Origin of the sequence: Pseudomonas sp. Marseille-P9899 (assembly GCF_903166565.1) — a bacterium.
Taxonomy (GTDB): domain Bacteria; phylum Pseudomonadota; class Gammaproteobacteria; order Pseudomonadales; family Pseudomonadaceae; genus Aquipseudomonas; species Aquipseudomonas huaxiensis.
This window is the reverse complement of sequence record NZ_CAESCG010000002.1, coordinates 792,754-818,245: the sequence shown is the minus strand read 5'-3', so window position 1 is coordinate 818,245 and position 25,492 is coordinate 792,754. Positions and strand designations below refer to the sequence as shown.

Genomic DNA, 25,492 nt, shown 5'->3' with positions numbered 1-25,492 from the left:
GCCCTTAAACCGGCATCTGCATGATGTCTTGATACGACTGGACCAGCTTGTTGCGCACCTGGGTCAGCGCCTGGAACGAGACGCTGGCTTTCTGTGACGCGATCATCACGTCGGTCAGGTCGACGCCGCTCTTGCCGATTTCGAATGCTGTGGCCAGTTGGTTGGAGGCCTGCTGGGTGTCGTTGACCTTGTTGATGGCCTGCCCGAGCATGTCGGCAAAATTGCTCGACCCCAGCTCAGGAGCCTGGACAGCCTTCGGCGCCGACATCGCGTCCATTTGCATGGCCCGCATGTCCAACATCAAACGATTGAATTCAACACCTTGGCTCATGGTCTTCTCTCTCCGACGGCCCGCATTTTTTTGACACTCATGCAGCGGGTGAACAGGACTTAGCAACAAGAGTGCCAGCTACGCCCGACAATTCGACAAAACGCTGATCCTGCACCTCAAAGCCCCGTGGCATAAAGGCTGGCCTCGACATCCATCCCGGCATCGCGCATCTGCGCCAATTTGTAGCGCAGGGTCCGCGGACTGATGCCAAGTCGCTCGGCGGCTTCCTTGCGGCGACCGCGCTCGGCGCGAAGGGTGTCGATGATCATCTGGAACTCGTGCCGACGCAAGTCATCTCCAAGGCCACCCACTTCCTGCGCCTCGCTCACCACCGCTGGCGCTGCAGCCCGCACAGGCTGTGGCGTCAGGGCTGGCAGCACGCCGGCGAGGCAGAAGTCAGCAGCAGCAATGACCCCACCCTGTTGCAATATCAGCGCCCGCTGGATGGCGTTGTCCAATTCCCGCACGTTGCCCGGCCACGGATAGCTTTGCAGGCAGGCCCGAGCCTCCTCCGACAGTCTGACGGGTGCGTGCTTCATTTTATTGACGTGGCGCAATAGCAAACGCTCGGCCAGTGGCAGAATATCGGCGCTCCGTTCTCTCAACGGGCGCCACGCCAACGGAAACACAGAGAGACGATAGAACAAATCCTCGCGGAAACGCCCCGCCACCACTTCGCCCGCCAGATCACGGTTGGTGGTGGCCACCACGCGGATATCCAGGGCAATCGGCTTGCGCCCACCAACCCGCTCCACTTCCCGCTCCTGCAACACGCGCAACAACTTGGCCTGCAGGCCCAGCGGCATTTCGGAAATCTCATCAAGCAGCAGCGTGCCGCCATCGGCCTGCTCGAATTTGCCCGCCTGCGCGGCAATGGCGCCGGTGAACGAGCCTTTTTCGTGGCCGAACAGCGTAGCTTCGAGCATGTTGTCCGGAATCGCCGCACAGTTGATCGCCACGAAAGGCTGGCTGGCACGCAGCGATTGCTGATGGATATAGCGCGCCAGCACTTCCTTGCCGGTCCCGGACTCGCCGGAAATCAACACGGTGGATTCACTGCGGGCGACGCGCGCCGCCAACTCCAGCAGCTGCGCACTGGCCGGCTCGCAGGCGACAGGCCCCTCGGCATCCGCGCCGCTGGCGGCACCCAGCGCATGGCGGGCAACCAGTTCAAGCAAGGCACGCGGCTCGAACGGCTTGACCAGATAGTCCGCGGCGCCCTGGCGCATGGCATCCACCGCGCGCTCCACCGCCGCGTGAGCGGTCATCAGCAGGACCGGCAACTGCGGCTGAGTGGCGCGCAGGCGGGCGAGCAACTGGTGGCCGTCCATGCCCGGCATGTTGACGTCGCTGACCACCAGGCTGAAGGTTTCTTTCGAGGCCGCATCAAGGGCCTCCTCCGCCGAACCCACCGCGCAATAGGTGAAACCGCCAAGCTCCAGGGTGTCACCCAAGGCCTGACGCAGTGAACGGTCATCCTCGACCAGTAGCACCTTGATCCCGCTCATGCCGACACCTCCGTCGACGCACCCATCAACGGCAAGATGATCATGGCGCAAGTGCCGCGCCCCTGACGCGAACTCAGGTGCAACTCGCCGCGGTGAGCCCGTGCAATCGCCTTGACCACCGCCAGACCGAGGCCGGTGCCGGTAGATTTGGTGGTCAGGAAAGGTTCGCCAAGACGCTGGAGCAACGTGCTGTCGATTCCCGGGCCCGCATCACTGACACACAAACGCAGGCTGTCATCACGACGATAGAGATGCACCTTGATCCGCGCCGGACCTTCGCTGGCCTGCAGGGCGTTTTCCACCAGATTGAGCACGGCGCCCACCAAGGTGTCGCGATTGCACAGCAGTTCGCCTAGATGACTGTCGCACTGCCAGCGCACGTTATGCCCCTGCACCTGAACCTGCGCGGCCTGCTGCAGCGCCTGGAACAGTGCCTTGGGCGTCAGGCGATCGGTCAGCGGCAGTTCGCCACGGGCGAACACCAGCATGTCGCGCACCTGGCGCTCCAGTTCGTGCAGGCGTTCCTTGAGGTTGCCGGCAAAACGCTGCTGGGTTTCCAGCGGCAACGCCTGTTCAGCAAGGTGGCTGGCATACAGCAGCGCCGCCGACAGCGGCGTGCGGATCTGATGGGCCAGTGAAGCGACCATCCGGCCGAGGGTCGACAGCCGCTCATGGCGGGCCAGTTGATCCTGCAAGCGGCGGGTCTCAGTGAGGTCGTTGAGCAACACCAACTGGCCGGGTTCGGCATCGAGGGAGCGGGTGGCGATCGACAGGCGCCGGCCGTCGCGCAGCGACACTTCGTGACCGTCGTCCTCGCGCGGCGCGAAGCTGCGGGCAATCACATGCCGCCACAACTCGCCCACCAGCGGTTCGCCCAGCAGTTCGCCAGCGGCCGGGTTGGCCTCGCGGACCTTGCCGTGGCCATCGATAACGATGACGCCACCGGGCAGCAGGTCGAGCAGGTTCTGCAAACGATTGGCCAGTCGCTCCTTCTCCGCCAGCTCGGCCATGCGCTGCGCGCTGACCACTGCCAGCTCGCCTTTCAGCTCGGTAACCCTCGCTTCAAGCAGGCTGTAGGACTGAGTGAGCTGACTGGACATCTGATCGAACAGGGCAAACGCCTGCTCCAGACCTTCACGGCCCTGCTGTTCGGCGACATCGGGGCGTGGCGGTTCAAGGGAGGTAGTGGCTGCGTGGGGCATCGTGCTCTCTCGCGTGGCTCACCGTCATAAAACGGTATGTTGAAAGCGGTATAGCAATAGCCATGCCGGAAACATTTTCGTCATGAAGGGAGTAAGCGAGGGGTGCCGACAAAGCCCGCAATGACGGGCATTTACCTCACAAAAAGAAAGGTTGCTTGAAGCAGAGCGCCCAGACGGAAGCCGGGCGGTGGGTGAGCAGGCGTCAATCCTCCGCCTGCTCGTCCCCTTCGCGACGGCTCATGCCGTACTTGCGCATTTTTTCCACCAGGGTGGTCCGACGAATCCGCAAACGCTCGGCGGCGCGCGCCACGATACCGTTTGCATCGTCCAGTGCCTGCTGAATCAGGCCCTGCTCGAGACTACCCAGGTAATCCTTCAGGTCCAGGCCTTCCGGCGGCAGCATGGCATTGGTCGGGAAGCTCGGCGTATGGCCGTTGATCGCCACGCGCTCTTCGAGGTCGGAGCGCAGGCTGTCCACCAGTTGCTCGTCTTCGTCGTCCACGTAACGGAACTTCTTTGGCAGCTCGGCCACACCGATCACGCCGTACGGATGCATGATCGCCATGCGCTCCACCAGGTTGGCCAGCTCGCGAACGTTGCCCGGCCAGCCATGTCGGCACAGCGACATGATCGCTGCCGAATTGAAACGGATCGAACCACGTTTTTCGTGCTCCATCCGCGAGATCAATTCGTTCATCAGCAGCGGAATGTCTTCGACCCGCTCACGCAGCGGCGCCATCTCGATCGGGAAGACGTTGAGGCGGTAGTACAGGTCTTCGCGGAACGAACCGACCTCGATCATGCTTTCGAGGTTCTTGTGGGTCGCGGCGATGATCCGCACGTCGATGCTCTGGGTCTTGTTGCTGCCCACGCGCTCGAAGGTGCGCTCCTGCAATACGCGCAGCAGCTTGACCTGCATCGGCAGCGGCATGTCGCCGATCTCGTCGAGGAACAGGGTGCCGCCATTGGCCAGCTCGAAACGCCCGGCACGGCTGGTGATGGCGCCGGTGAAGGCACCCTTCTCATGGCCGAACAGTTCGCTTTCCAGCAACTCGGCCGGGATCGCACCGCAATTGACGGGCACGAACGGCGCTTCGCGGCGCTTGGAATGGTAATGGAGGTTACGCGCCACCACTTCCTTGCCCGTGCAGGACTCACCGAGGATCAGCACGCTGGCGTCGGTATCGGCAACCTGTTGCATCATCTGGCGGACATGCTGGATCGCCCGGCTGGTGCCGACCAGACTGCGGAACAGGTTGGGCTCGCGCTGCCGGCCACGCTCGCGCGCCTGGTCGTACATCTCGCGATAGACCTGGGCACGGTGGAGCGAATCCAGCAATTTGCTGTAGCTCGGCGGCATTTCAAGGTTGGAGAGCACCCGGCGACGTAAGTCTTCGGGAAGCTCGGGCAAAGAATTTTCGCCCAAAAGCAGAACCGGAAGGAACTCATCCCAGGCAGCCACTGTCTTAAGCAAGCCCAACAAGCCTGCCGGAGCATTTACTGTCCCGAGAAGAACGCACAGTACTTCACGGCTCGACGACAACGATTCGACAGCCTGCTGCCAGTCTTCACTGGAGCACGCCAGATTTTCTTCCCCAAGAAAATTCAGCACCACCGCCAGGTCACGGCGGCGAGCACTATCGTCATCGATCAAGAGAATTTTGGTTTCACGCCACATGCAATAGCAACTTCCCTAGTCAACTCGAGGCCCAGCGAGGGCATGCTCGACATCATTCCGACTGAACGGTCAGTGTTCCGACGTCTGAAATTAGAAAACAGCCACTAGTTAAGTCAAAAAACACTTCACAGTCAAATTTATGGCGCGCAACTGATTTTCGATCAACCGTCAGCGGTACAGATGGTATACCTTCGACGCCTGCTGCGCTTGCTTGATCTTCGACATCTCGTCAGCGATAGCCTGGCGTTCTTCGGTCGCCACATCGATCAATTGCCGATAGACCCCGAGCAGATCCTGAAGGTTATCCCGCAGCGCTTCTTCGTCGGACGGCTGCGCACTCAATACTTCATCCATGCAGGCACGGCAAGCTTGATCCAGCTCACCTACCGCCTCCCAATCCCGATTGGCCAATGCACCGACCAATGCGTCACGGGTTTCCTCGATTCGCTTGAGCACAGCACTCATCACGACATCCTCATTGCAACTGGTTATTGTGCGACAACCGCGTCCCACCCTTCCTTGACCGTGATCAACAGATCGGTCACCTCATCGAGCGCAGCGATGTCGTTCTTGAGGTTGGCATCGATCAGGCGGCGGTTCATATACAGGTAGAGCCCATCGAGGCGCTCCAGTTCCGGCGTCATGTTGTCGCGATCCAGACCTTCGCGAAGACCGCCAATGATGCCGATGGCCTTGCCGATGGCAATGCCCTTGCCTGCGATGTCATTGCGCTCGAGCGAGCCTTTTGCCTGGGCAACACGATCCAGGCCACCCTCCATCAGCATCTGCACCAGGCGGTGCGGGCTGGCTTCAGAGGTCTGGGCCTGTGCACTGATTTTCTGATACTGCCGAAGGGCCAACATCGGATTCATGCGTGTACCTCACCACAATTGCTGTATGACCGGGCTATCGACCCCGCGTCAAAAAACTTTAAGGAAGATGCAAAAAGCCCGACATGCTGGTATGGCACTGCCGGGCTTTTGGCGTCAGTCAGTAGATCAGGACGACTTGGACTGAGCGGCCATCGCCTCGAAGATCGAAGTGATGTTGTCGCGCTGGGCGTTGAGTTTACCCACCAGGGTGTCCATGGTGTTGTACTTCTTGGTCAACGACGCGGTCATCGCAGTAACCCGCGCATCCAGCGACGACTGCTGCAATTCCAGGCTCTTTTTCGCCTGCTCGAGAATCTTGGAGCGGTCGTCCAGCAAGCCGCCGGATTTCGAATAGGGGTCCAACGCCGAGGTCATACGGGCCAAAAGACCGTCATCTCCGCCGAACAGCGCCTGAATACCACCACCCAGCTTCTGCACTTCTACAGCCTTGGTGAACTTGGTGGAGTCCAGTTCAAGCAGGCCGGTTTCCTGAACAGTGTTGATGCCCAACTGCGACAGCACCTGCAAGTTATCGGTACCCCCAGCCGGCACTACCAACTGGTCACGCAGGGTCTTGAGCATGTTGCGAGCCGCCGAGTCACCCGACAGCGCAGGCGCGGTGCCCATCGTGCCGTCGGCGTTCTTCGTAGCCTGGCTGAGGCTGGTGACCGTCTTGACCAGCGTGTTGTAGGCATCCACGAAGGACTGCACCGACTTCTTCAGGCCGTCGGTGTTGGTACCTACGGTGACGGTGGTTTCGCCCTTGGCAACCAGGTCAATCGTCAAGCCACTTACCGCATTTTCGACCTTGTTCGACTTGCTGGTGAGCTTCATGCCATCAACTTCGAATGTCGCATCCTTCGCCAAAGCAGTGATGAAGCCCGCGCCAGTGCCAGACATTTGCTGGGTGCCGTCGATTTTCAGCTCGGGAATGCCGTCAACGGAAATATCGGAATCCAGGCCGGTATTGGTCGAAGTCAAAACCAGGCGCGAGCCAGTGCCATCATTGATGATGTTGGCCATGATGCCTTTGTTGTTGACCTGGCCATTGATGGTGTCGCGCACCGATTGCAGCGTGGCATTCGGGCCGATCTCGACCGTGTAGTCCTGGTCGCCCTGCGAAATGGTCAATACACCTTCGCTGATCGCATCGGCACTGGAACCAAAACGCTGGCTGGCAACTTTCGACGCCGTTGCCAGCTCGGTCACCTTGACGTTGTACATGCCGCCGACAGCGCCGTTACCGGCGGTTGCCTTGACGGTCTTTTCATCCGCACTGGTCGCGTTGTAGGCAAGAAACTGTGGCGAAGTGGTACTGCTCAGCTTTTCAAGGGCGGTCTTGTAGGCAGCCAATGCGCTTTTCAGGCTGCCGATCGCCGAGATCGTCGCCGTGTTGGACTTGGTTTGCCGATCGATCTGGCTCTGTTTAGGCGTTTTTTCGGCGTCAACCAAGGCCTTTACAATCGCACTGGTATCCAGGCCACTACCCAGACCCAGGGCCGGCAGAATTGGACTTGCCATGTTTCTCTCCTTTTTTGGTTCACGCCAAACGCTTGACCATTACCGCACGAGCCGCAAACCCTTCAATTTTCGTACCGCCTTCAGACCTTTTCGTCGAATAGAAGGCTGTTTACGTCATGCAGGCTTTTCGCCAACTCCAGCGCCGTTTGCGATGGAATCTGCCGAATGACCTCACCGCTGTCGCGAGCAACGACCTTCACGACGACGGTTCCGGTGGAATCATCCACCGAGAATTCCAGGTTGCGTTGCAACGACTGGACAAAATCCTGGATTTCCTTGACCGCTGATTGCAACTCAGTGGCATCGGATTCTTTTTCTGTCGCTACGGCTGACAGGGACGGCTTGTTGTAGACCTTGTCGGACGCACCTTGTTCAGCAGTCTTGTCGTGCTGAGCCGCGGTCGTCGAGGCCGGATAAGACGCATTCAATCTGACGCTTATGTCCATCGCCCATCACCTCCAAAGTAAAAGGCGAGGAAATGCTCACGCACCCCCTCGCCGAACTTCATCGCGCTATTACTGAAGCAGTTTCAGTACAGCGGATGGCAGTTGGTTGGCCTGGGCCAGAACTGCGGTGGACGCTTGCTGCAGAGTTTGCTGCTTGGTCAGCTGAGCAGTTTCTGCTGCGAAGTCGGTGTCCTGAACGCGGCCTTGAGCGGCGGTGGCGGTCTCAGCCATGCTTTGCAGGTTGTTGATGGTGCTCTGGAAACGGGTCTGAACAGCACCGAGTTCCGATTTCTTGTCGTCGATCTTCTGCAGAGCAGCGTCGATGGCGGTGATAGCAGCGTCAACCGAGGTGTGTACAGCGGAGTCGGAAGTACCCGAGATCGCCAGAGTACCGGTACCTACCGCCAGGGTCGAAGCGGCGAAGCTGGTGCTCATTACAACGCTGATGACCTGGTCAGTACCGGTCATTGCACCGACCTGGAACTGCATGGTGCCAGCACTGGCGTCCAGCAGGTGTTTGCTGGTGCCGTAGGTGGTGGACGAAGCGATACGAGTGATCTCGTCGGACTTGGCCGCGAACTCTTTGTTCAGAGCAGCGCGTTCAGTGGTGCCGTTGGAGTCGTTACGCGATTGCAGAGCCAGTTCACGCATACGCTGCAGGATGTTGGTCATTTCAGACAGAGCGCCTTCAGCGGTCTGAGTGATCGAAACACCGTCGTTGGCGTTTTTGATGGCTACGGCCGAACCGGTAACCATGGTTTGCAGCTTGTTGGCGATCTGCTGACCAGCGGCGTCGTCTTTAGCGCTGTTGATGCGCAGGCCGGACGACAGACGAGTCATGGAGGTGCTCAGGCTGTCGGAAGCGCGGTTCAGGTTCTTCTGGACGGCCAGGGAGGTAGTGTTGGTGTTTACGGTTAATGCCATGACGAATTCCTCGTTGGATGGATACTGCGGCTTCCGGCCCTGGCATCCGCCGGGTGTGGCCTAGAGAACCTTCGTAATGTTTATCGTCGGGTTTTCAGGTTGCTTGAGGGTTTTTTCAAAAAAAAGTGCCATCACCCAGCCACCCCTTGCAAATCAGGCACTTGCCGGTAGCCACCCACGCCGCGAGCCGCGAACGCAATGTGATGGCCATCACACTTTCAGCTGGAAGCTGTCCGTTCGATCAATTCCAGCAACTCGTATTCCAGGTTGTCGGCTACGCAAAGCCAGTCCTGGCGCTGCTGCGCGGCAAGGATCTGCGCCAGCAGCGTCGCGGATTGCGCTTGCAGCGCCTGCGGCGCCCGCTCGAACAGCGGCATCACCGCCTCGAACAGGCTGACCATTTCCACTGCTGCCTCCACGTCCCGCCCCAGACGGAACAACCCCGCGCACTGATGTGCGGCTTGCTGACAGGCGGTCATGGGCAGAACTCCTGGTCAAAGCGCGCGCCGGCGATCAAGGCCCCGGCTCGACTGGTATTGAAGAACGCCACCTCAGGGTGACGGGCAATGAAGCGCTCCAGCTCGATCAGGTAGCCGCGGAAGTTCAGTTGCGTGCGCACCCGCTGGCCATGCCCGTCCAGTACCCAGTGGCGTGCCACGGCCAGTTGCGGGCCAAGATCGCCGTCATTCCAGCCGGTGTGGGTGCGGTTCATCGGGAACGCGAAGTCGGCGCCGAACAGGGTGATGCGGCTCACGCCCATCTTCACCGCCAGGTCCACCGCCGGATGAATGACGCTGCCGCCAACGAACAGGTGCCCGCGGGGGATGTCGTCACGCACCCGGTCGTACAGGGCGCTGTCGGAATAGGCGGCATAGCGCGGTCCCTGCCACGCCGCCAGCGTGTCGACGTCGAGCATCGGCATGTACACCAGCGCGGTTCGCGCCGAGGCCTCAGGCGGCAGGTGATGCAGGCGGATCTTGTGATCGACGCTGACCACTATGTCCGGCTCGATGCCGGCCGCCAACAAGGGCTTGTAGGCGGTGTCGACGCAAATGAACAGCGGCCGCCCTGGCTGCTCGCGAAGATGCCGCAGGGCCGGCAGGTGGCCCTGCAGGGTCGGCCCGGTGGCGATCACCAGAACGCCCTCCCCCGCTCGGCTACCGAACAGCTCGGCAACGTCGCGGTCGGCCCGCAGCAGCGGCAGGCTCTGATCGAGCAGCGCCACCAGTGCCGGGTCGGCGATATCGAAAGTGCGGTTGTTGTAGGTCAGGTGAACTTCGCCGATCAGGCGGTCACGAACCTTGGCATTGAAATCGTCGGCCAGCACCAGCTCGGCCGGCAAGGCGAAGAATGGCAGGGCGATTTCCGCGGCATCGCCGGCATACGCCAGTTCGATACGCGGGTCGGCGAGCCATGCGCAGTGGTCGAGCAATTGCAGAACCAGCTTGAACAGCGCGCCATTGAGGATATAAACGTGCAGATGGCGTAGCGAAGGACGCCGCAGCAGCTCGGCCTGGAGATCACCGAGACCGGTACCGTAGAGATGCAACGCGGGGCTGTCGTCGGGCAGGCTGGTAGCCTGGAAACGCGCCTCGGCGAGGCGGTCATGGCGGCTGGTGAGCTGGACACCGTCAACCGTCAGGGTCGAGCCCAGCCCTTCAGTCAGTACCGCGTCGACCTTGTCGCTGTCTTCACGCATCAGGCGATCGAACAGCGACGGCCAACGGGCCTGGATAATGTCGGCGTTGCGCTGGAAAAATTCGCTCATTGGTTGAGCATCCCTTGCCTGCGAAACGCCTGAGATTACCCCAGCAAGCGGCTTTAAGCAGCCACCGCGATCAAGGCCGGTGGAGAATCGCCGAGCCCCACGACAGGCCAACACCGAAGCCGCTCAGGGCCACTCGCTGCCAGGTGGTATCCAGGGCGTGCTTTTCCAACAGCAGGGGAATGCTCGACGACACGGTATTGCCGGTCTCGACCATATCTTTGACGAACTTCTCCGGCTTGTCTTCGAAGCGGCGGGCGACCGCATCGACGATGGCCGCGCTGCCCTGGTGGATGCAGAACGCGTCGATATCGTCCGCGCTGAGGCCGGAGCGCTCAAGCAACTCATGTAGGTGCGCCGGCACCTTGAGCAGGGCGAAGTTGAACACCTGGCGGCCGTTCATGAAGAACACACCATCGCTGACCTTGAGGTGCGGCGCGCCGGAACCGTCGGTGCCGAAGGCGGACTTGCCCAGCGCCCAGACCGGGTCTTCACCCATCCAGGTGGCAGTGGCGGCATCGCCGAACAGCATGGTGGTGTTGCGGTCTTCCGGATCGACGATCTTGGAGTACGGATCGGCGGTCACCAGCAGGCCGTTCTTCAGGCCGGTGGCTTCCATGAACCCCTTGAGCGCGTAGATGCCGTAGACGTAGCCGGAGCAGCCGAGGGAAATGTCGAACGCCGCGACATGGGTCGGCAGGCCGAGCTTGTCCTGGACGATTGCCGCGGTGTGAGGAAGACCTTCGGCGTCACCGTTCTGGGTGACGACGATCAGCGCATCGATGGAATCGCGCGACAGCTCGGGGTTCGCCGCGAACAGTGCGTTGACCGCTTCGACGCACAGGTCGGAGGTCTCTTGTTCGTCGGATTTGCGCGGCAGGAAGGCCGAGCCGATCTTGCCAAGGATGAAATCCTCATCCTTACCGAATTTGGCGCCTTGTGCGTAGTTGTCCAGGCCCGCAGCCGGAACGTAGCTCGCAATGCTTTTTATGCCAATCATCATGGCTTCCCAATAAATAACCGCTAGATATCACCGCTCGCACGATTCGAGGGGCGCCAGAAAACAGGGATTCCCGCTGCCCGATCACTTGGACAGCGGTGGAAATGGTGGTGACACGGCCCGCCACTCCCATTAACGATAGAGACACAGATGCCCGGTCTGACTGATAGGTCACGGATTTTCACAGACAATGGCATATTTTCCTAGGGCGCGCCGCCCCAGGCTGCGTGGCAGACGGGCGGCAGCCCTACTCCACCAGCGACCAGTCCAGCGCGGTTCCACGGGCAAGTGGCTGCCGGGCCTTGCGCCCGAGCAGGGATTCCAGGTGCTTGGGCGCAAGGCCGAGCCCCGGACGAATGGCGCGCACATTGCTCTGATCGAAGACCTCGCCAGCCGCCATGTCACGCACCACGTACAACGAACGCCGGAAGCGCCGCGAGGCCTCTTCGGCCTGGCTCGCGCCGTAACGCACCTGACCCAGCGACTGCCAGGCCCGCTCGGTCTCCTGCACCAGGCAGGCCAGTTCCTCCGGTTCCAGCGAAAACGCCGCATCCACCCCGCCCTCGGCGCGGCTGAGGGTGAAGTGCTTTTCCACCACACTGGCGCCCAGCGCGACCGCCGCCACCGCCGCGCCCACACCCAGGGTGTGATCGGACAGCCCGACTTCGCAGCCGAACAGTTCGCGCAGGTGCGGAATGGTCCGCACGTTGCTGCTCTCCGGGTTTGCCGGGTAGGTGCTGGTGCACTTGAGCAGCACCAGATCACGGCAGCCGGCCTGGCGCGCCGTGCGCACGGTTTCGTCCAGCTCGGCCAGGCTGGCCATGCCGGTGGAAATGATCATCGGTTTGCCGGTAGCGGCCACCTTGCGGATCAGCGGCAGGTCGGTGTTTTCGAAACTGGCGATCTTGTAGGCCGGCACATCGAGGCTTTCGAGAAAGTCCACGGCGCTTTCATCGAACGGCGTGGAGAACGCCAGCATGCCCAGCTCACGCGCGCGCCGGAAAATCGGCTCGTGCCACTCCCACGGGGTGTACGCCTGCTGGTACAGCGAATACAGCGAGGAGCCGGCCCAGAGGCTGTTCTTGTCTTCGATGAAGAACTCGCCATGGCTCAGGTCCAGGGTCATGGTGTCGGCGGTGTAGGTCTGCAGCTTCAATGCATGGGCACCGGCTTTGGCGGCAGCCTCGACGATCTGCAAGGCGCGCTCCAGCGACTGGTTGTGATTGCCGCTCATTTCGGCGATCACCAAGGGCGCGGCATCGACGCCGACACGACGCTGACCGATGTCAAAACTGCTCATGCTGAGAATCCTTCAATACCTGTTCGAAATGGCCCGCGGCCTGTGTATAACCCGCCGCCTGGAACAGCGCCAGCGCCACCCGCTGCGCACCCAGGCCATCCACCAGCGCCATGCCGCGCGCGGCAAAATGTTGACGCTGCGGCAGATTGCCCAGTAATTCGGCGATTGCCTGATGCAGCGCTGCCATCGTGACCTGTTCTGCCGGCCCCAGGTACAGGTGCAGACCCGCCTGCGCCAGCGCCTCGGCGTTGGCGTACTGGTTTGGCGCGACGCCAATACACAGGCTCGGCAGGCCGATGGCCGCACGCTCCCAGGTGGTCCCGCCGCCAGCACCGATGAACAAGGTGGCTGCGGCCATGCGCTCGGGCAGGTCGTTGACGAAATTCAGCAACGCCCAGCCAGGATGACGGGCGACCAGTGATTGCAATGCCGCGAGATCCGGACTCGAGTGCCCGGCAATGCACTGCACCTCGACGCCTTCGAGCCCGTCCAGCGCCTGCAAGGTGCGCAAGGTCATGCCGGCCTGATCGAAGCCACCAAAGCTCACCAGCACTCGGCTCGGGCCTGTTTGCGCGGCCGGACGAAGCTGGCGGAACGCCGGGCGCAGCAACGCATGCCGCGGCCCCGCCAGGATCTGGCAGGCCGCTGGCACCCACCTATGGTAAAGCGCCGCGCTGGCAGTGAAATTCTGGTCCAGCAGCAGGTCGCAGTCGTGCGGCCGGTCGGCCAGGTCGTCGATGGCCATAACCCGCCGCCCCCAGCGCCGCGCTGCGGATTCCCAGCGGGCATCGAGCTGGTAATGATCGACGAGGATCCAGTCGAAACAGGCCTCGGCCGGCAGCAGCGCCTGCAACGCCGGAATCTCGTCCAGCGTGTCGGCGGGCAGGCTGAACACCTCATGCCCGGCTTCGGCGATCCTCTGCATTTGATGGCCCGGCAACGCGCGACAGGCGAAGCTGATCTGTGCGCCCCCGGACGCCAGCACCTGCGCCAGCGTCAGGCATCGAGCAACATGCCCGATACCCAGGTGGCTGCCAGCATCGGCGCGAAACAGTACCTTCAACCCTGCAGTTCCCCCGCCGCCAACAACGCGGCGTACAGGTACTCGACACGTCGCCAGTCGTCTTCGGTATCGATGTCCTGGACCAGATGTCGCGGCAGGATCACCGGCAGGCTCTGCTCGGAAAACGGCCCGTTTCCACGCAGCCAGGCGTCGGTTCTTCCCCAGTAGAACTGACCGGCATCCTGATAGGCGTGGGGCAAGTCCTGGGAGCGGGTGTCACGGTACTGCGGATAAAGGGGCGTCAACGCGCCCTCTTCGGTCAAGGTCAATGCCCGCTGAACCGGAAAACCCGCACTGCACACGGAAAATGCGAAGGAGCCCTCGGGCTGACCTAGCAGCGCCTCGTACCCGGCTCGCAGGTAACGCTGCTGCAACAAGGGTGCGGTGGCGTAGATACAGCACGCCAGATCCACTTTTTGCCCTTGCTCAGCCAGTGTCTGCACGGCATGGACGATGACCGACGCGGTAGTGGCATGATCATCTGCCAGCGCTTTGGGGCGGGTGAACGGCACCTCGGCGCCGTAGCTCAGCGCGACGTCAGCGATGCGTGGATCGTCGGTGCTGACCACCACTCGCTCGAACAGACCACTGCCCAGAGCCGCCCGGATCGAGTAAGCGATGATGGGCTCGCCCCTGAACAGCTTGAGGTTCTTGTACGGAATGCGCTTGCTGTCACCACGGGCGGGAATGATCGCTACTGCAACGTCACTCATGCCCGGTCTGCCTCTGCGAGCAGCAATGCGCGCAGGGTGTCCACCACGCGGTCCTGCTGCGCTTCGCTCAATTGCGGGAAGAGCGGCAAGGTAATGGCCTGGCGGTAATAGCGTTCCGCTTCGGGGAAATCACCGGGCGCAAAGCCCAGGGCCTGGTAATAGGGCTGCAGGTGAATCGGGATGTAATGCAGATTGACCTGGATACCGGCCGCACGCATGCCATCGAACACGGCGCGATGGCTCCCTTCCAGCCGGCCATCCAGGCGCACGACATACAGGTGCCAGGCCGACTCGGCCTTCGCCTGGGCCATCGGCAACTGCAGCGGCAAATCGGCAAGCAGTCGTTGGTAACGGGCAGCCAGAAAACGCCGGCGCTCCAGGAATTCATCCAGCCGGCGCAATTGCGACAGCCCAAGGGCAGCCTGCACATCGCACATCCGGTAATTGAAACCCAGGTCGACCTGCTGGTAGTACCAGTTGCCGTGCGCGGGCTCGGTCATTTCCTCAGGGTTGCGAGTGATGCCGTGGCTACGCAAGGAGCGCAGTTGCCGCGCCAGCTCCGGGTCATTGCACAAGACCATGCCACCTTCACCGCTGGTAATGATCTTGACCGGATGGAAACTGAAAACCGTCATGTCGGCATAACGACCGCTTCCCACGGGCTCACCGGCATAGCTGGCACCGAAGGCATGCGCGGCATCTTCGATCACGCGGAAACCATATTTGCGGGCCAACCGGGCAATTTCAGCCATGTCGCAGCTCTGCCCGGAAAAGGCGACCGCCACCAGCACCTTGGGCAGCCGACCCGCAGCCTCGGCCTGTTCCAGCTTGGTCGCCAGTGCGCGGACATCGATATTCCAGGTCAGCACGTCGATGTCGACGAAATCCACCTCGGCACCGCAATACCGTGCGCAATTGGCCGAGGCGACGAAGCTGTTCGGGCTGGTCCACAGCCAGTCACCTGCGCCAAGCCCCGCCGCCAGGCAGGCCAAATGCAGCCCGGCAGTGGCATTGCTCACCGCCACCGCGAAGGTAGCCTGACAACGCTCGGCGACTGCCTGCTCGAAGCGCTCGAGCACCGGCCCCTGGGTCAGCCAGTCGGAACGCAAGACCTCGACGACCGCGTCGATGTCTGCCTGATCAACATTCTGCCGCCCGTAGGGAATCACCTCTGTACCCGCAAGCGCCGCAAGCCCACCCGGATTGGCGACGGCGGCGGCTTTCGGGTTTTTCCCGGTCCGCCCTTTGAGCCGATCGTGACGGTCCACGCCGAGGTCCACATCAACCTCGGCAGCACCGGGCGTCGCCTCGTGGACAAGGCGCTCGGTGAACTCCAGGGACATTCGGGTGTTGACCAAAGGAATCATTGTGTTCTCGGAGCAGAGGTTCGGATTGTCATGAAGCACGGGGGAGACCAGGCTCTCCGTCAGTTCGGCGGGCACAGTGATGAGCGTGCGATTGAAAGCACCAGCACTGCTGGAACTGAGGGGTGACTTGTCATCGAACATGCCTGAATCCTTGCTGGGTCGTCGCCGGCATGCGCTGGCGACGACCTGGACTTGCTGTGGTCAGGGACCGGGATCAACGTTTTTCTGACCCCTGCCCTGTTTCTGCAAGCCCGAAGCAAGATACAGGCCATTCGCTGACCGCGACGCGGGCTCAGCCGACCAGGGCTTTCCAGTCGAAGGCGGCGCTGGCCGGCTTCAGGCTGCGGCCATGGGCAGCGTTCTGCCACAGGCCGGCCCACTTCTGTTGCAACGCGGCAAGCGCGGCGGCATCGTCCGGCAAGTGGCCCGGATGGAGCACCTGGACCTGCGGCGTCCACACGGTCAGCAGACCGGCGTCGGCGACTTTCAGGCACAGGTCGACATCGGCGTAGCTGTTGGCGAACTCACCTTCGTCCAGCCCGCCCAGCGCCCGAAAGACCTCGGTACGCACCATCAGGCACGCAGCCGACACCGCCGGGTAGTTCTGCTCGACACCGGCCTGGCCGAGGTAACCGGTTTCGTCCTTGCCCAGCCCGACATGGGCCGCCACTACCTGACCTTCGCCAGCGAGCAGCAGGCCGCCCTGGGTGACCTTGCCCTGGGCATCCACCAGCTTGGCGCCGACCACACCCACCTCCTGGCGCTGGGCCTGGTTGAGCAGTGCTTCCAACCAGTTGGCATTGACCACCTCGGCATCGGCCGACAGCAGCACCAGGTACTCACCGCTGGCTTCGGCGCTGGCGGCGTTGACCAGCGCCGCGGCGCTGAGACGCTGCGGGCTTTGCAGCACGCGCACCCGGCCGCCGGCCTGCTGCAATTGCTCCAGCCATTGCAGGTGCTGCGGCGACTGGCTGGCGTTGTCGGCGATCAGCACTTCGTAGCGCAGGTAGCGGGTGCGCTGCAGCACGCTGTCCAGGCAACGTTGCAGCGCCGCCTGGTTGTCTTCGCTGTGCAGGATGATCGACACCTGCGGCCGTTCCATATGGCGATAGTCGATGCGCAAGGCGCCCGGGAAGGCCGAGCTGACCTGGGCCTTGTAGCCGCGGGTAGCGAGGTGCCGGGCCAGTGTCTGGCGCGCGTGCTCATTGTGCTTGAGCTGCGGAGCGTTGCTGACCAGCACCGGTTCGTCGAGGTGCGCCAGACCGTTCAGGCCACCCTGTTCGATCAGGCGCAGCAACAGGTCGTATTCCAGGGCGTCGCTGTACTCGCGGGCAAAACCACCGGCCTCGACCAGCACTTCGCGGCGCACCAGCCAGTGCGGGGCCATCATCAGCGGCAGGCTTTGCAGCAGGTCGAGGTTGATGCCCGGGCGAAGCATTTCGCGCCACGCACCACCGACCAACTGCTGGATTTCATCCACTGCCACGGCGCGGCACTCCGGCGCGTCGAGCAGTTCCAGGCCCGCCCGCAGCAGACCGGTGGAGGTGAACTCGTCACCGGCCTCGGCCAGCATCAACCACTCGCAAGAGGTCTGCCGGGCGATCTGGTTGATCTTGTCGACGTAGTCGTCCTGACTGACCCGGACGAAGTGCACGGTGTTGTGCAGCGACGTCACCGCCGGCAGCGCCGCGGTGGTGAACACCACCACGCGGAACGACCGGCTCAGGCCGCTGAGCAGACTGTCGAAGGTTGCCTGCAACTTGCTCTCGTCGTGGTTCAGGTCCAGCAGCAGGATGCCGAACTGCGGCCCGCCCTGATGCTGCGCCAAATGGGCGGTGATCGCCTCCTGGCTGGCGTCGTCGGGGCGCCGCGCTTCCAGCCAGTCGAGCATCTGCCCGGACGGCTGGGCGCTGAGCAGCGCACGACCGGCGTCGCTGGTGACCGATTCCAGGCGCCGGGCCCAGGCGGACAGGCGCTCCACCTCTTCGGCCTCGCCGTTGTCCTGCAGCAGTTCGATCAGGCGCTTGACCACCTTGAGGTTGTAGGCGCCGCACTCCAGCGCTTTGCGCGCACGGTCGATGACCACATCGATGTGCTCGCCGGCGTTCACCCGCAACAGGCGCTCCTGCGTCAGCCAGATCGGCTCCAGCTCTTCGAGCTGCAAGCGGCCGGCCGGCATGGCGTGGAGAAGGAATTCGATTTCGCTCAGGTGATCGAAGAACGGCTTGTTGTAGAACGGCAGCTCGACGTACTGGGTCGGCAGGAAATGCCGCTTCGATGGCTCACCCATGCCCGTCAGGATCGACGACAGAATCGGCTCGATGATCAGCGAGCGACCGGCCGCCAGCCCTTCGTACATATACGCGAAGGTCTGCAGGGCGAAGGCGCGAATATCTTCGCGCTCACCCTTGAGCGGCGTATCCAGCCCGGCCAGCACATCCGCGAACTCCTCGCGACTGGCAACCGAGGCCGGGTCCGGCAAGGCCAGGGCGTAGGTCACCTCGGTGTTGTGCTCCGAGGTGCCGTAGTTGGCCTCGCGCACCGCGTAGGGAATCGGCAGCATCCGCGCCTTGGCGCTGGCCAGCAGGAAGTACGTGTGGCTGACTTCCAGCCATTCGAAGCGCAACGCGTCGGGAATCTGCGCGGCCCAATCCTGCAGCAGCGCGGTGCGGGTCACGGCATAGAACGGCGGGATAAACGCGTACAGGTAATCGAGCACGCGCTGGCGCGGGTCTTCGCTGTCGAAGTCTTCGCGGGCGATCTTCTTGTCGCGGCGGTAGTAGTTGGTGTGCCCGGACTCGGCCAGGTACATCATGCTGTAGCCCTGGCACATGCCGTAGTCAGGGTGGGCTTCGAGGAAGTCCAGGGACTCGGCGATGGCCTCGGTCAGGATGAAGTCGTCGTCGGCCACCAGCGCCACGTAGGGCGTTTTCACCAGGCTCAGGCCGTGTTTGATCTTGGCCTGGAAGCCGCGGTAGTTGAACTGCGGCAGGTGCTGGTAATCAACCCGCGGGAAGCGGCTGGCGATGCCCGCGACAGGCTCGGGGGACGAGTCCAGCACCAGCAGGGTGCCGGGGAAATCCTTGTAGTACTGCAAGGCACGGCGCAGGAAGGCCGGGCGTTTGTGGGTCAGCAGAACGAGGGTGAAGTGCTCGCGCAGGGCGGTGCTTTGCATATCTGTACCTACAGGGACTCTGTGGTGATCTTTTGGCCGAATCGCAGCGATTGGCCGAGAGCTCATAAAAAATCAGCGAACCCGGCGCAGATACCCGTCCGGCGCCACGCTCAGCAGCAGTTTGTCCTGCATCTGCTGATCGATTTCGAAGTCGGTGTTTTCCTTCAGGTACTCCCAGACCGCGGTCTTCGGGTTGTCACCCGGGCCCCACGGACGGTCCGGGAAGAATTCCGCCGGCATGTCCTCGACCACCGTGTCCATCACCACGCAGTAGCTGTCCACCGCCACCAGTGGTGCATAGGCGCGCAGTTCGGCGAGAACGTGGTCGTGGGTGTGGTTGGAGTCCAATACCAGGATGACTTTCTTGCCTTCGGCGATCGCGCGCACCTGGGCGATGGTCGCCTCATCGATGCTCGAACCTTCGATCATGGAAATGCGCTTGCTCATCGGGTGCGACTCGATGGCCTCGCGGTTGTGCGGGCGAATGTCGCGGTCGATGCCCAGCACTTCGCCGTGGCCCTGCAGTTCCAGCAGCGAGGCGTAGTAAATGATCGAGCCGCCGTGGGCGATGCCGCATTCGACGATCAGGTCCGGCTTGACCCGCCAGATGATCTCCTGCATCGCCAGCATGTCCTGCGGCAACTGGATGATCGGGCGGCCCATCCACGAGAAGTGGTAGCTGTACTTGTGCTTTGCCGACTCGTTGAAGAAGTCGCGGGCCAGGCCCTTGAGGTTTTCATCCTGGCCCTGGGCGGCGATTTCGGCCTGGCACTCGGCTTCGAAGGCTTTGTTAACGTCGGTCATGGTGCTGTCTCTTCGGATAGTCATTGAAATGCGGCGCTGTCGACGGCGTGATAGACAAAACGGCCATCGGTCATGCGGCGGATTTCCTCGAGGTAGTTGGAATTCATCACGAACAGGTGGGCGCCGTCGGGCAAGGCGGCCATGGCCTCTTGCGGCGAGGACACCCGCGCGCCGCTGAGCGGCAGGTAGCGGCCCTGCTTGGCCGGGTTGATATCGACCACTTGATCGACCGCAACCCCGGCACGCTGAAGGAACAGCGAATAAATAACGCCCTTGGACGACGCGCCCCAGATCGCCGAGCCGCGCTCGCCGTCACGGCGCACGATGTCCACCGCGCGGGCCAGGCTGGCGCTGAAATCGCCCGGCAGGCGCAGCGGCTCGACACTGCTGGCGTCCAGCTCACGCAAGCTGGCGAGGTCGGCGACGATGTACAGGTACTGCCCGCCGAACAGCCGCCCGGCTTCCAGCACACGACCGAAGGCACGTTGCAGGTCGGCGAGGCGGAAGTAATTGACGTGCTCGTAGAACAGGTCGAACCAGGCCTTGTGCTCGATGATCCAGTCCAGGCACGGCACTTCGATGTAGATCAGGCCGCTGCCACCGTTGGCCTTGGCGATCTCGCCGAGGAAGCTCATCGGATCCTCGATGTGCTCCAGCACATGGCGCAGCACGATGGCTTCGGCGCGCAGGTCCAGTTCAGCGGTGAACGGCGCCTTGATCACGTCCGGGTTGGCGCCTTCATAGGCCGGGTCGATGCCGGTCACCGCGTAGCCGCGCTCGCGCAGCAATTCGAGGAACCAGCCCTTGCCGCAGCCCACTTCGATCAGGCTGCGCCCGCTGAAGTGGCGGGCGACCACCGCCTCGACGTCATCGAGATGGCGCTGGAACTGCCCGGAATGGGCCTGTTCGTTCTGGTAGTCGCTGTCGTAGCTGAGCTTGTCGGCATCGAAAGCGTCGTTGAAGACCAGGCCGGTGCGGCTGTCCTGCACCAGGCGCATGTCGGCGCCGGCACTGGCGCGGGCGCTGGCGGCATCGGCGAAGGTGCGGTTCTGCAACACCGGCAGGTCGGTGGCGCGGTACAACTCATGCTTCATGTTCTGCTCCCAACAGGTCGCGCAGGCGTCGGGCATCACCCCAGAACGCCATCGGCTCGTGCGCCGGATAAGGGTAGTGACCGAGGTTCAGGGCGATGCGCGACCCGCGTGCGGCGCAGTGGCGTTCCACCAGGTTGCGCACGGAGACGGGCCGGCCGCTGCACACATTGACCACGCCGCTGAAATCGCGCCGTTGCAACAGCGCCACCAGATGGTCTGCGGTGGTCTCGATGGGCAGGAAATCGCGCAATTGCTCGCCGCCGGACATGTCGAAACGCTCGGCACCGCTGTCGATGGCGCGGTCGAGCGCCGCCAGCAGGCTGTTGGGGTTCTGCCCCGGCCCGTACAGGTAGAACAGGCGCGCCCACTGCAAGGTGAACGGCACCTGCTGGCGCAAGGTGTCCAGAAACAACCGCAAGCTGTGCTTGGCCAGACCGTAGGCATTGGCCGGCCGACATTCGACGGCTTCGTCCAGCGGCCCGCTTTGCAGGCCGTATTCGAAGCAGGTGCCGGTGACCTGCACCTGCCCTACCCCGCTCTCAACCGCGCGCTTGATAAAGGCGTAGTCGGCCATCAGGTTGTGTTCGAGATGGAACAGCCCCTGATAGTTGGGCAACCCCGGCCAGGCCAGGTGGACCAACGCGTCGACACCGTCGCACAGCCCGGCGACGTCCAGCAGCGGGTCATGGATGTCGGCGGCGACGAATTCGACCCGGTCGAACCATGCCAGGCGCTTCGCCGGCTCCACCTGTCGCGCCACCGCCCGCACCTGGAAACCCCGCGCCAGCAGCGCCGCGACCAGATGCTGGCCGACGAAGCCACTGGCACCGGTCACCAGTACCGTCGGCGCACTCACAGGACCGTCAACTCCGGCACGGCAATGACGAAGCGGCCGCCCCACTCGCGCACCAGCGCTTGTTGCTCGCTGACTTCGCTGAGCAGGTTCCACGGCAGCACCAGCACGTAGTCCGGTTGCTCGATGGCCAGGCGTTCCGGCGCGACCACCGGAATGCGGCTGCCCGGCAGGAATTTACCCTGCTTGTGCGGGTTGGCGTCGGCCACCCAGGCCAGCAGGTCAGCACGCACGCCGGCGTAGTTGAGCAACGTGTTGCCCTTGGCCGCAGCGCCGTAACCCACCACCCGCTTGCCCTCGGCGCGGGCCTGAAGCAGGAAGCGCAGCAACTGGTGCTTGATGCGTTCGGCGGCCGGGGCGAGGGTCGCGTAGAAGTCCGCGGTGGTCACGCCGACCTTGTCTTCGATTTCCAGCAAGTGCTGCACCGCTGGCAGGGTCGCCTGCGGTCCACCGGCACGCTGGACGAAAACCCGCAGCGAGCCGCCATGGGTCGGCAATTCCTGCACGTCGAAGATCGCCAGGCCGTTGCGTGCGCAAAGCGTCTGCACGGCGGTCAGCGACAGGTAGGAGTAGTGCTCGTGGTAGAGCGTGTCGAACTGGTGCTCGGCCATCAGGCTGAGCAAGTGCGGGAATTCGAAGGTGGCGACGCCGGCCGGCTTGAGCAAGGTGGCGAAGCCGCGCAGGAAATCATTGATGTCCGGGACATGCGCCAGCACGTTGTTGGCCGCCATCAGGTCGGCTGCCCAACCCTCCTCCAGCAGTTGGCGGGCGCTCTGCTCGCCGAAGAACAGCTCGCGGATTTCCAGACCCTTTTCCCGCGCCGCCTGGGCGGTGCTGCGGGTCGGCTCGACACCGAGGCAGGCAATGCCGCGAGCAGCGACGTACTGCAACAGGTAGCCGTCGTTGGCGGCAATCTCCACCACCCGGCTGCCTGCGCCGAGGTCGAAGCGTGCGGCCATGTCTTCCACATACTGGCGGGCATGGGCCAGCCAGGAGCTGGAGTAGGAACTGAAATAGGCGTAGTCGGCATCGAACAGGGTGTCGGCGCGGGTGTAATCCTCGGTCTGCACCAGCCAGCACTGCTGGCACACGCCGACTTTCAGCGGCACCCAGGCCTCGGCCTGCGCCAGTTGCTCGGCGCGCAGGTAGGCGTTGGACGGCGGCGCGGTGCCCAGGTCGATCAACGGCAGGCTCAGCGCGGTGCCACAGCCACGGCAGTTCATGCATGCACTCCGGTGAAATGGTGATCCAGCCAGGGATGGGCGGCATCCCGGGCCGACAGATTCTTGACAGGTAGCGGCCAGTCGATCGCCAGCCGTGGGTCATGCACCGACAGCCCGCCTTCGCGGCCCGGCGCGTAGTCGGCGCTGTGCAGGTAGAGCAACTCGGCTTCCTCACTGAGCACCTGGAAGCCGTGGGCGAAACCCGCCGGGATCAGCAGGCTGCGGCCGTCGCCGGCGCTCAGGCGCTCGGCATGCCACTGCAGGAAGGTCGGCGAGCCGCTGCGCAGGTCCACCGCCACGTCCCACACCTCGCCGCGCAGGCAGGTGATCAGCTTGGCTTCCGGGGTGTCGCCCTGCTGGTAATGCAGGCCGCGCACGGAGCCGGCGCCGAGGGTCTGCGAATGGTTGATCTGGCGCACGTGAAACGGCGTGCCCAATTCGCTCAGGCCGCCTTCGCAGAACAGCCGGGCGAACTGGCCACGGGCATCGCCGTGGCGCTTGTGCTGGACGCTGAACAGCCCCGCCAACGGCAGGGATTGCAACAGCAGGTCGCTCACGAAAGCTCCGCGTACAGGTTCAGTTGGTCGAGGGTGACGGCCCTCAAGTCATCGCCGCGCTTCCACGCCAGGTGCCACTCCAAGGTGTGCTCCAGGCATTCGCGCAGCGACCAGCGGGTGCGCCAGCCGAGCAGTTGCCGGGCACGGCCGCTGTCCAGGCGCAGGACGCCGGCTTCGTGCAGTTCGCTAGGCTCGACCCGCATACCCGGCGCGTCCGGCCATTGCCGGGACAAGTGGGTGACGACGTCGCCGACGCTGCACATATCGCCTTCGTTCGGGCCGAAGTTCCAGGCACCGGAAAACTCCGGGCCATTGCTGTACAGCCGGTGCGCCAGCAACAGGTAGCCGGCCAGCGGCTCCAGGGCGTGCTGCCACGGACGCACCGCTTGTGGATAACGCAGAACCACCGGCTCGCCGGCGGACCATGCCTTGAGCACATCGGGAATCAGCCGCTCGGCGGCGAAGTCCCCGCCACCGAGCACGTTGCCGGCCCGCGCCGTGGCCAGCGCCAGGCCGTGCTCGGCGTGGCTTGCCGGCGGGAAGAAGGATGCGGTGTACGACTGCGCCAACAGTTCGCAACAGGCCTTGCTGCTGCTGTAGGGATCATGCCCGCCCAGCGCTTCGTTCTCGCGGTACGGCCACGGCCATTCCTGGTTGGCGTAGACCTTGTCGGTAGTGACCAGCACCACCGAGCGCACGCCGCCAATCTGGCGGATCGCTTCGAGCAGGTTGAGGGTGCCGATGACGTTGCTGGAATAGGTGCCCAGCGGATCGCGGTACGCCTCGCGCACCAGCGGTTGCGCGGCCAGGTGCAGGACGATTTCCGGCTTGGCCTCGGCCACCACTTCCAGCAGCGCGCCGAGGTCACGCAGGTCACCGCGGACGTCCTTGATGTCGCGGCCGACGTTGGCCAGTTCGAACAGGCTCGGCTCGGTGGCGGGGTCAAGGGCGAAGCCGGTGACCTCCGCCCCCAGCTCACGCAACCACAGCGCCAGCCAACTGCCCTTGAAGCCGGTGTGGCCGGTCAGCAGGACGCGTTTGCCTTCCCAGAATTCACGACTCACGCCCACTGTTTCCATGGTGCCTCCCCGCTCTGCCAGAGTTGTTCCAGGTGATTCTTGTCGCGCAGGGTGTCCATCGGATGCCAGAAGCCGTCGTGCTGGAACGCCTGCAACTGGTCTTCGGCGGCCAGTTGAATCAGCGGCTCGGATTCCCAGGAGGTCTGGTCGTCGGCGATATACGGCAGCACCTTCGGCGAGAGCACGAAGAAGCCGCCATTGATCCAGCCGCCATCACCGCGTGGTTTTTCGATGAAGCCGCTGACCTTGTCGCCGTCACGCTCCAGCGCGCCGTAGCGTCCGGGCGGTTGCACCGCAGTGACCGTGGCGAGCTTGCCGTGCTCCAGATGGAAATCCACCAGCGCGCCAATGTTGATGTCTGATACGCCATCGCCGTAGGTGAAGCAGAATGCCTGTTCGCCTTCCAGGTAACGCGAGGCCCGGCGCAGACGGCCGCCGGTCATGGTTTCTTCCCCGGTATCGACCAGGGTGACGCGCCAGGGCTCGCTGTAGTTCTGATGAACGTCCATGCGGTTGTTGCACATGTCGAACGTGACGTCGGAGGTATGCAGGAAGTAGTTGGCGAAGAAGTCCTTGATCGCGTAGCCCTTGTAGCCGAGGCAGATCACGAAGTCGTGGATCCCGTGGGCCGAGTACTGCTTCATGATGTGCCAGAGAATTGGCTTCCCGCCGATCTCGATCATCGGCTTGGGTTTGAGGTGCGACTCTTCGCTGATGCGCGTGCCCAGTCCACCGGCCAGTATTACCGCCTTCATGTCATCCCCTCTTGTTCGTCACCGGCCCGCGCGTGGCGGGCCGTCCTTATAAATCCCGCGCGACGTGGCAGCGCGGGATTTATGGCGATATCAGAGGGGACTTGCAGGAAACGCGCCAAGCCGGGGGCGGTGTGAGGCCGGCGGATTGAGGCAGGTCAGTGAAAGATTGGGGCTGCCAAGGGCCTTATCGCTACATGGGTATCTACACATCGCGCAGCAACCGCTAGCCGTCAGTCACTTGCCATCCTGTGGGAGCGGATTC

General features: G+C 63.1%; 24 protein-coding genes. All 24 read right to left on the bottom strand.

What is annotated here, in order from left to right:
* Window positions 1-4: 4 nt before the first annotated feature.
* The 24 genes from fliE to rfbF all read right to left on the bottom strand — a co-directional run bounded on the left by fliE (window position 5) and on the right by rfbF (window position 25,230).
* Window positions 5-331, bottom strand: a complete 327-nt coding sequence (fliE, locus tag HWV67_RS13050) for a flagellar hook-basal body complex protein FliE (RefSeq protein ID WP_095156957.1) — start codon at window positions 329-331, stop codon at window positions 5-7.
* Window positions 332-447: 116 nt separating this feature from the next.
* Window positions 448-1,839, bottom strand: coding sequence for a sigma-54-dependent transcriptional regulator (locus HWV67_RS13045; protein WP_175651526.1), 1,392 nt, complete (start codon window positions 1,837-1,839; stop codon window positions 448-450).
* Window positions 1,836-3,041 carry a sensor histidine kinase gene (locus HWV67_RS13040; protein ID WP_175651525.1) on the bottom strand — a complete coding sequence of 402 codons (1,206 nt, stop codon included), beginning with the start codon at window positions 3,039-3,041 and terminating at the stop codon, window positions 1,836-1,838. The genes HWV67_RS13045 and HWV67_RS13040 overlap by 4 nt, the downstream gene beginning before the upstream one ends.
* Window positions 3,042-3,243: 202 nt before the next feature.
* The gene (gene fleQ, locus HWV67_RS13035) at window positions 3,244-4,719 is read right to left on the bottom strand and encodes a transcriptional regulator FleQ (RefSeq protein ID WP_175651524.1); all 1,476 of its coding nucleotides are present in this window, start codon (window positions 4,717-4,719) and stop codon (window positions 3,244-3,246) included.
* 168 nt (window positions 4,720-4,887) lie between these two features.
* A complete protein-coding gene (gene fliT / locus HWV67_RS13030; protein ID WP_095156953.1) occupies window positions 4,888-5,184 on the bottom strand; it encodes a flagellar protein FliT in 297 nt (98 codons plus the stop codon).
* A gap of 23 nt (window positions 5,185-5,207) precedes the next feature.
* Entirely contained in the window at window positions 5,208-5,591 is a 384-nt protein-coding gene (gene fliS / locus HWV67_RS13025) for a flagellar export chaperone FliS (RefSeq protein WP_095156952.1), read from the bottom strand.
* A gap of 126 nt (window positions 5,592-5,717) precedes the next feature.
* On the bottom strand, window positions 5,718-7,112 hold the full coding sequence (gene fliD, locus HWV67_RS13020; protein ID WP_175651523.1) for a flagellar filament capping protein FliD: 1,395 nt from the start codon (window positions 7,110-7,112) through the stop codon (window positions 5,718-5,720).
* Window positions 7,113-7,192: 80 nt separating this feature from the next.
* Complete coding sequence (locus HWV67_RS13015) at window positions 7,193-7,558, bottom strand: flagellar protein FlaG (RefSeq protein WP_095156950.1); 366 nt, start codon at window positions 7,556-7,558, stop codon at window positions 7,193-7,195.
* Between the two features lie 69 nt (window positions 7,559-7,627).
* Window positions 7,628-8,482 carry a flagellin domain-containing protein gene (locus HWV67_RS13010; protein ID WP_175651522.1) on the bottom strand — a complete coding sequence of 285 codons (855 nt, stop codon included), beginning with the start codon at window positions 8,480-8,482 and terminating at the stop codon, window positions 7,628-7,630.
* A 218-nt stretch (window positions 8,483-8,700) separates the two neighbouring features.
* Window positions 8,701-8,961 (bottom strand): hypothetical protein, encoded by a 261-nt coding sequence (locus HWV67_RS13005; RefSeq protein WP_175651521.1) that lies wholly within the window; start codon window positions 8,959-8,961, stop codon window positions 8,701-8,703.
* Window positions 8,958-10,250 (bottom strand): motility associated factor glycosyltransferase family protein, encoded by a 1,293-nt coding sequence (locus tag HWV67_RS13000; RefSeq protein WP_175651520.1) that lies wholly within the window; start codon window positions 10,248-10,250, stop codon window positions 8,958-8,960. The genes HWV67_RS13005 and HWV67_RS13000 overlap by 4 nt, the downstream gene beginning before the upstream one ends.
* A 70-nt stretch (window positions 10,251-10,320) precedes the next feature.
* Complete coding sequence (locus tag HWV67_RS12995; RefSeq protein ID WP_095156946.1) at window positions 10,321-11,247, bottom strand: ketoacyl-ACP synthase III; 927 nt, start codon at window positions 11,245-11,247, stop codon at window positions 10,321-10,323.
* A 247-nt stretch (window positions 11,248-11,494) separates the two neighbouring features.
* Window positions 11,495-12,547 (bottom strand): pseudaminic acid synthase, encoded by a 1,053-nt coding sequence (gene pseI, locus HWV67_RS12990; RefSeq protein ID WP_175651519.1) that lies wholly within the window; start codon window positions 12,545-12,547, stop codon window positions 11,495-11,497.
* Window positions 12,534-13,610 carry a UDP-2,4-diacetamido-2,4,6-trideoxy-beta-L-altropyranose hydrolase gene (gene pseG / locus HWV67_RS12985; protein ID WP_175651518.1) on the bottom strand — a complete coding sequence of 359 codons (1,077 nt, stop codon included), beginning with the start codon at window positions 13,608-13,610 and terminating at the stop codon, window positions 12,534-12,536. Before pseG ends, pseI begins: the two co-directional genes overlap by 14 nt.
* Entirely contained in the window at window positions 13,607-14,323 is a 717-nt protein-coding gene (gene pseF / locus HWV67_RS12980) for a pseudaminic acid cytidylyltransferase (RefSeq protein WP_175651517.1), read from the bottom strand. The genes pseG and pseF overlap by 4 nt, the downstream gene beginning before the upstream one ends.
* A complete protein-coding gene (gene pseC, locus HWV67_RS12975) occupies window positions 14,320-15,492 on the bottom strand; it encodes a UDP-4-amino-4,6-dideoxy-N-acetyl-beta-L-altrosamine transaminase (RefSeq protein WP_175651942.1) in 1,173 nt (390 codons plus the stop codon). The genes pseF and pseC overlap by 4 nt, the downstream gene beginning before the upstream one ends.
* Before the next feature lie 490 nt (window positions 15,493-15,982).
* Window positions 15,983-18,865 (bottom strand): TIGR00180 family glycosyltransferase, encoded by a 2,883-nt coding sequence (locus tag HWV67_RS12970; protein WP_175651516.1) that lies wholly within the window; start codon window positions 18,863-18,865, stop codon window positions 15,983-15,985.
* A gap of 72 nt (window positions 18,866-18,937) precedes the next feature.
* A complete protein-coding gene (locus tag HWV67_RS12965; RefSeq protein ID WP_095156941.1) occupies window positions 18,938-19,669 on the bottom strand; it encodes a cephalosporin hydroxylase family protein in 732 nt (243 codons plus the stop codon).
* Between the two features lie 20 nt (window positions 19,670-19,689).
* A complete protein-coding gene (locus HWV67_RS12960; protein ID WP_175651515.1) occupies window positions 19,690-20,763 on the bottom strand; it encodes a class I SAM-dependent methyltransferase in 1,074 nt (357 codons plus the stop codon).
* A complete protein-coding gene (locus tag HWV67_RS12955; RefSeq protein ID WP_175651514.1) occupies window positions 20,753-21,619 on the bottom strand; it encodes an NAD-dependent epimerase/dehydratase family protein in 867 nt (288 codons plus the stop codon). The genes HWV67_RS12960 and HWV67_RS12955 overlap by 11 nt, the downstream gene beginning before the upstream one ends.
* A complete protein-coding gene (locus HWV67_RS12950) occupies window positions 21,616-22,839 on the bottom strand; it encodes a class I SAM-dependent methyltransferase (protein WP_175651513.1) in 1,224 nt (407 codons plus the stop codon). The genes HWV67_RS12955 and HWV67_RS12950 overlap by 4 nt, the downstream gene beginning before the upstream one ends.
* Window positions 22,836-23,396 (bottom strand): dTDP-4-dehydrorhamnose 3,5-epimerase family protein, encoded by a 561-nt coding sequence (locus HWV67_RS12945; RefSeq protein ID WP_175651512.1) that lies wholly within the window; start codon window positions 23,394-23,396, stop codon window positions 22,836-22,838. The genes HWV67_RS12950 and HWV67_RS12945 overlap by 4 nt, the downstream gene beginning before the upstream one ends.
* Window positions 23,393-24,475 (bottom strand): CDP-glucose 4,6-dehydratase, encoded by a 1,083-nt coding sequence (gene rfbG, locus HWV67_RS12940; RefSeq protein WP_175651511.1) that lies wholly within the window; start codon window positions 24,473-24,475, stop codon window positions 23,393-23,395. Before rfbG ends, HWV67_RS12945 begins: the two co-directional genes overlap by 4 nt.
* Window positions 24,457-25,230: a glucose-1-phosphate cytidylyltransferase gene (gene rfbF, locus HWV67_RS12935; RefSeq protein WP_095156935.1), complete on the bottom strand. Its 774-nt coding sequence runs from the start codon at window positions 25,228-25,230 to the stop codon at window positions 24,457-24,459. The genes rfbG and rfbF overlap by 19 nt, the downstream gene beginning before the upstream one ends.
* Window positions 25,231-25,492 lie beyond the last annotated feature (262 nt).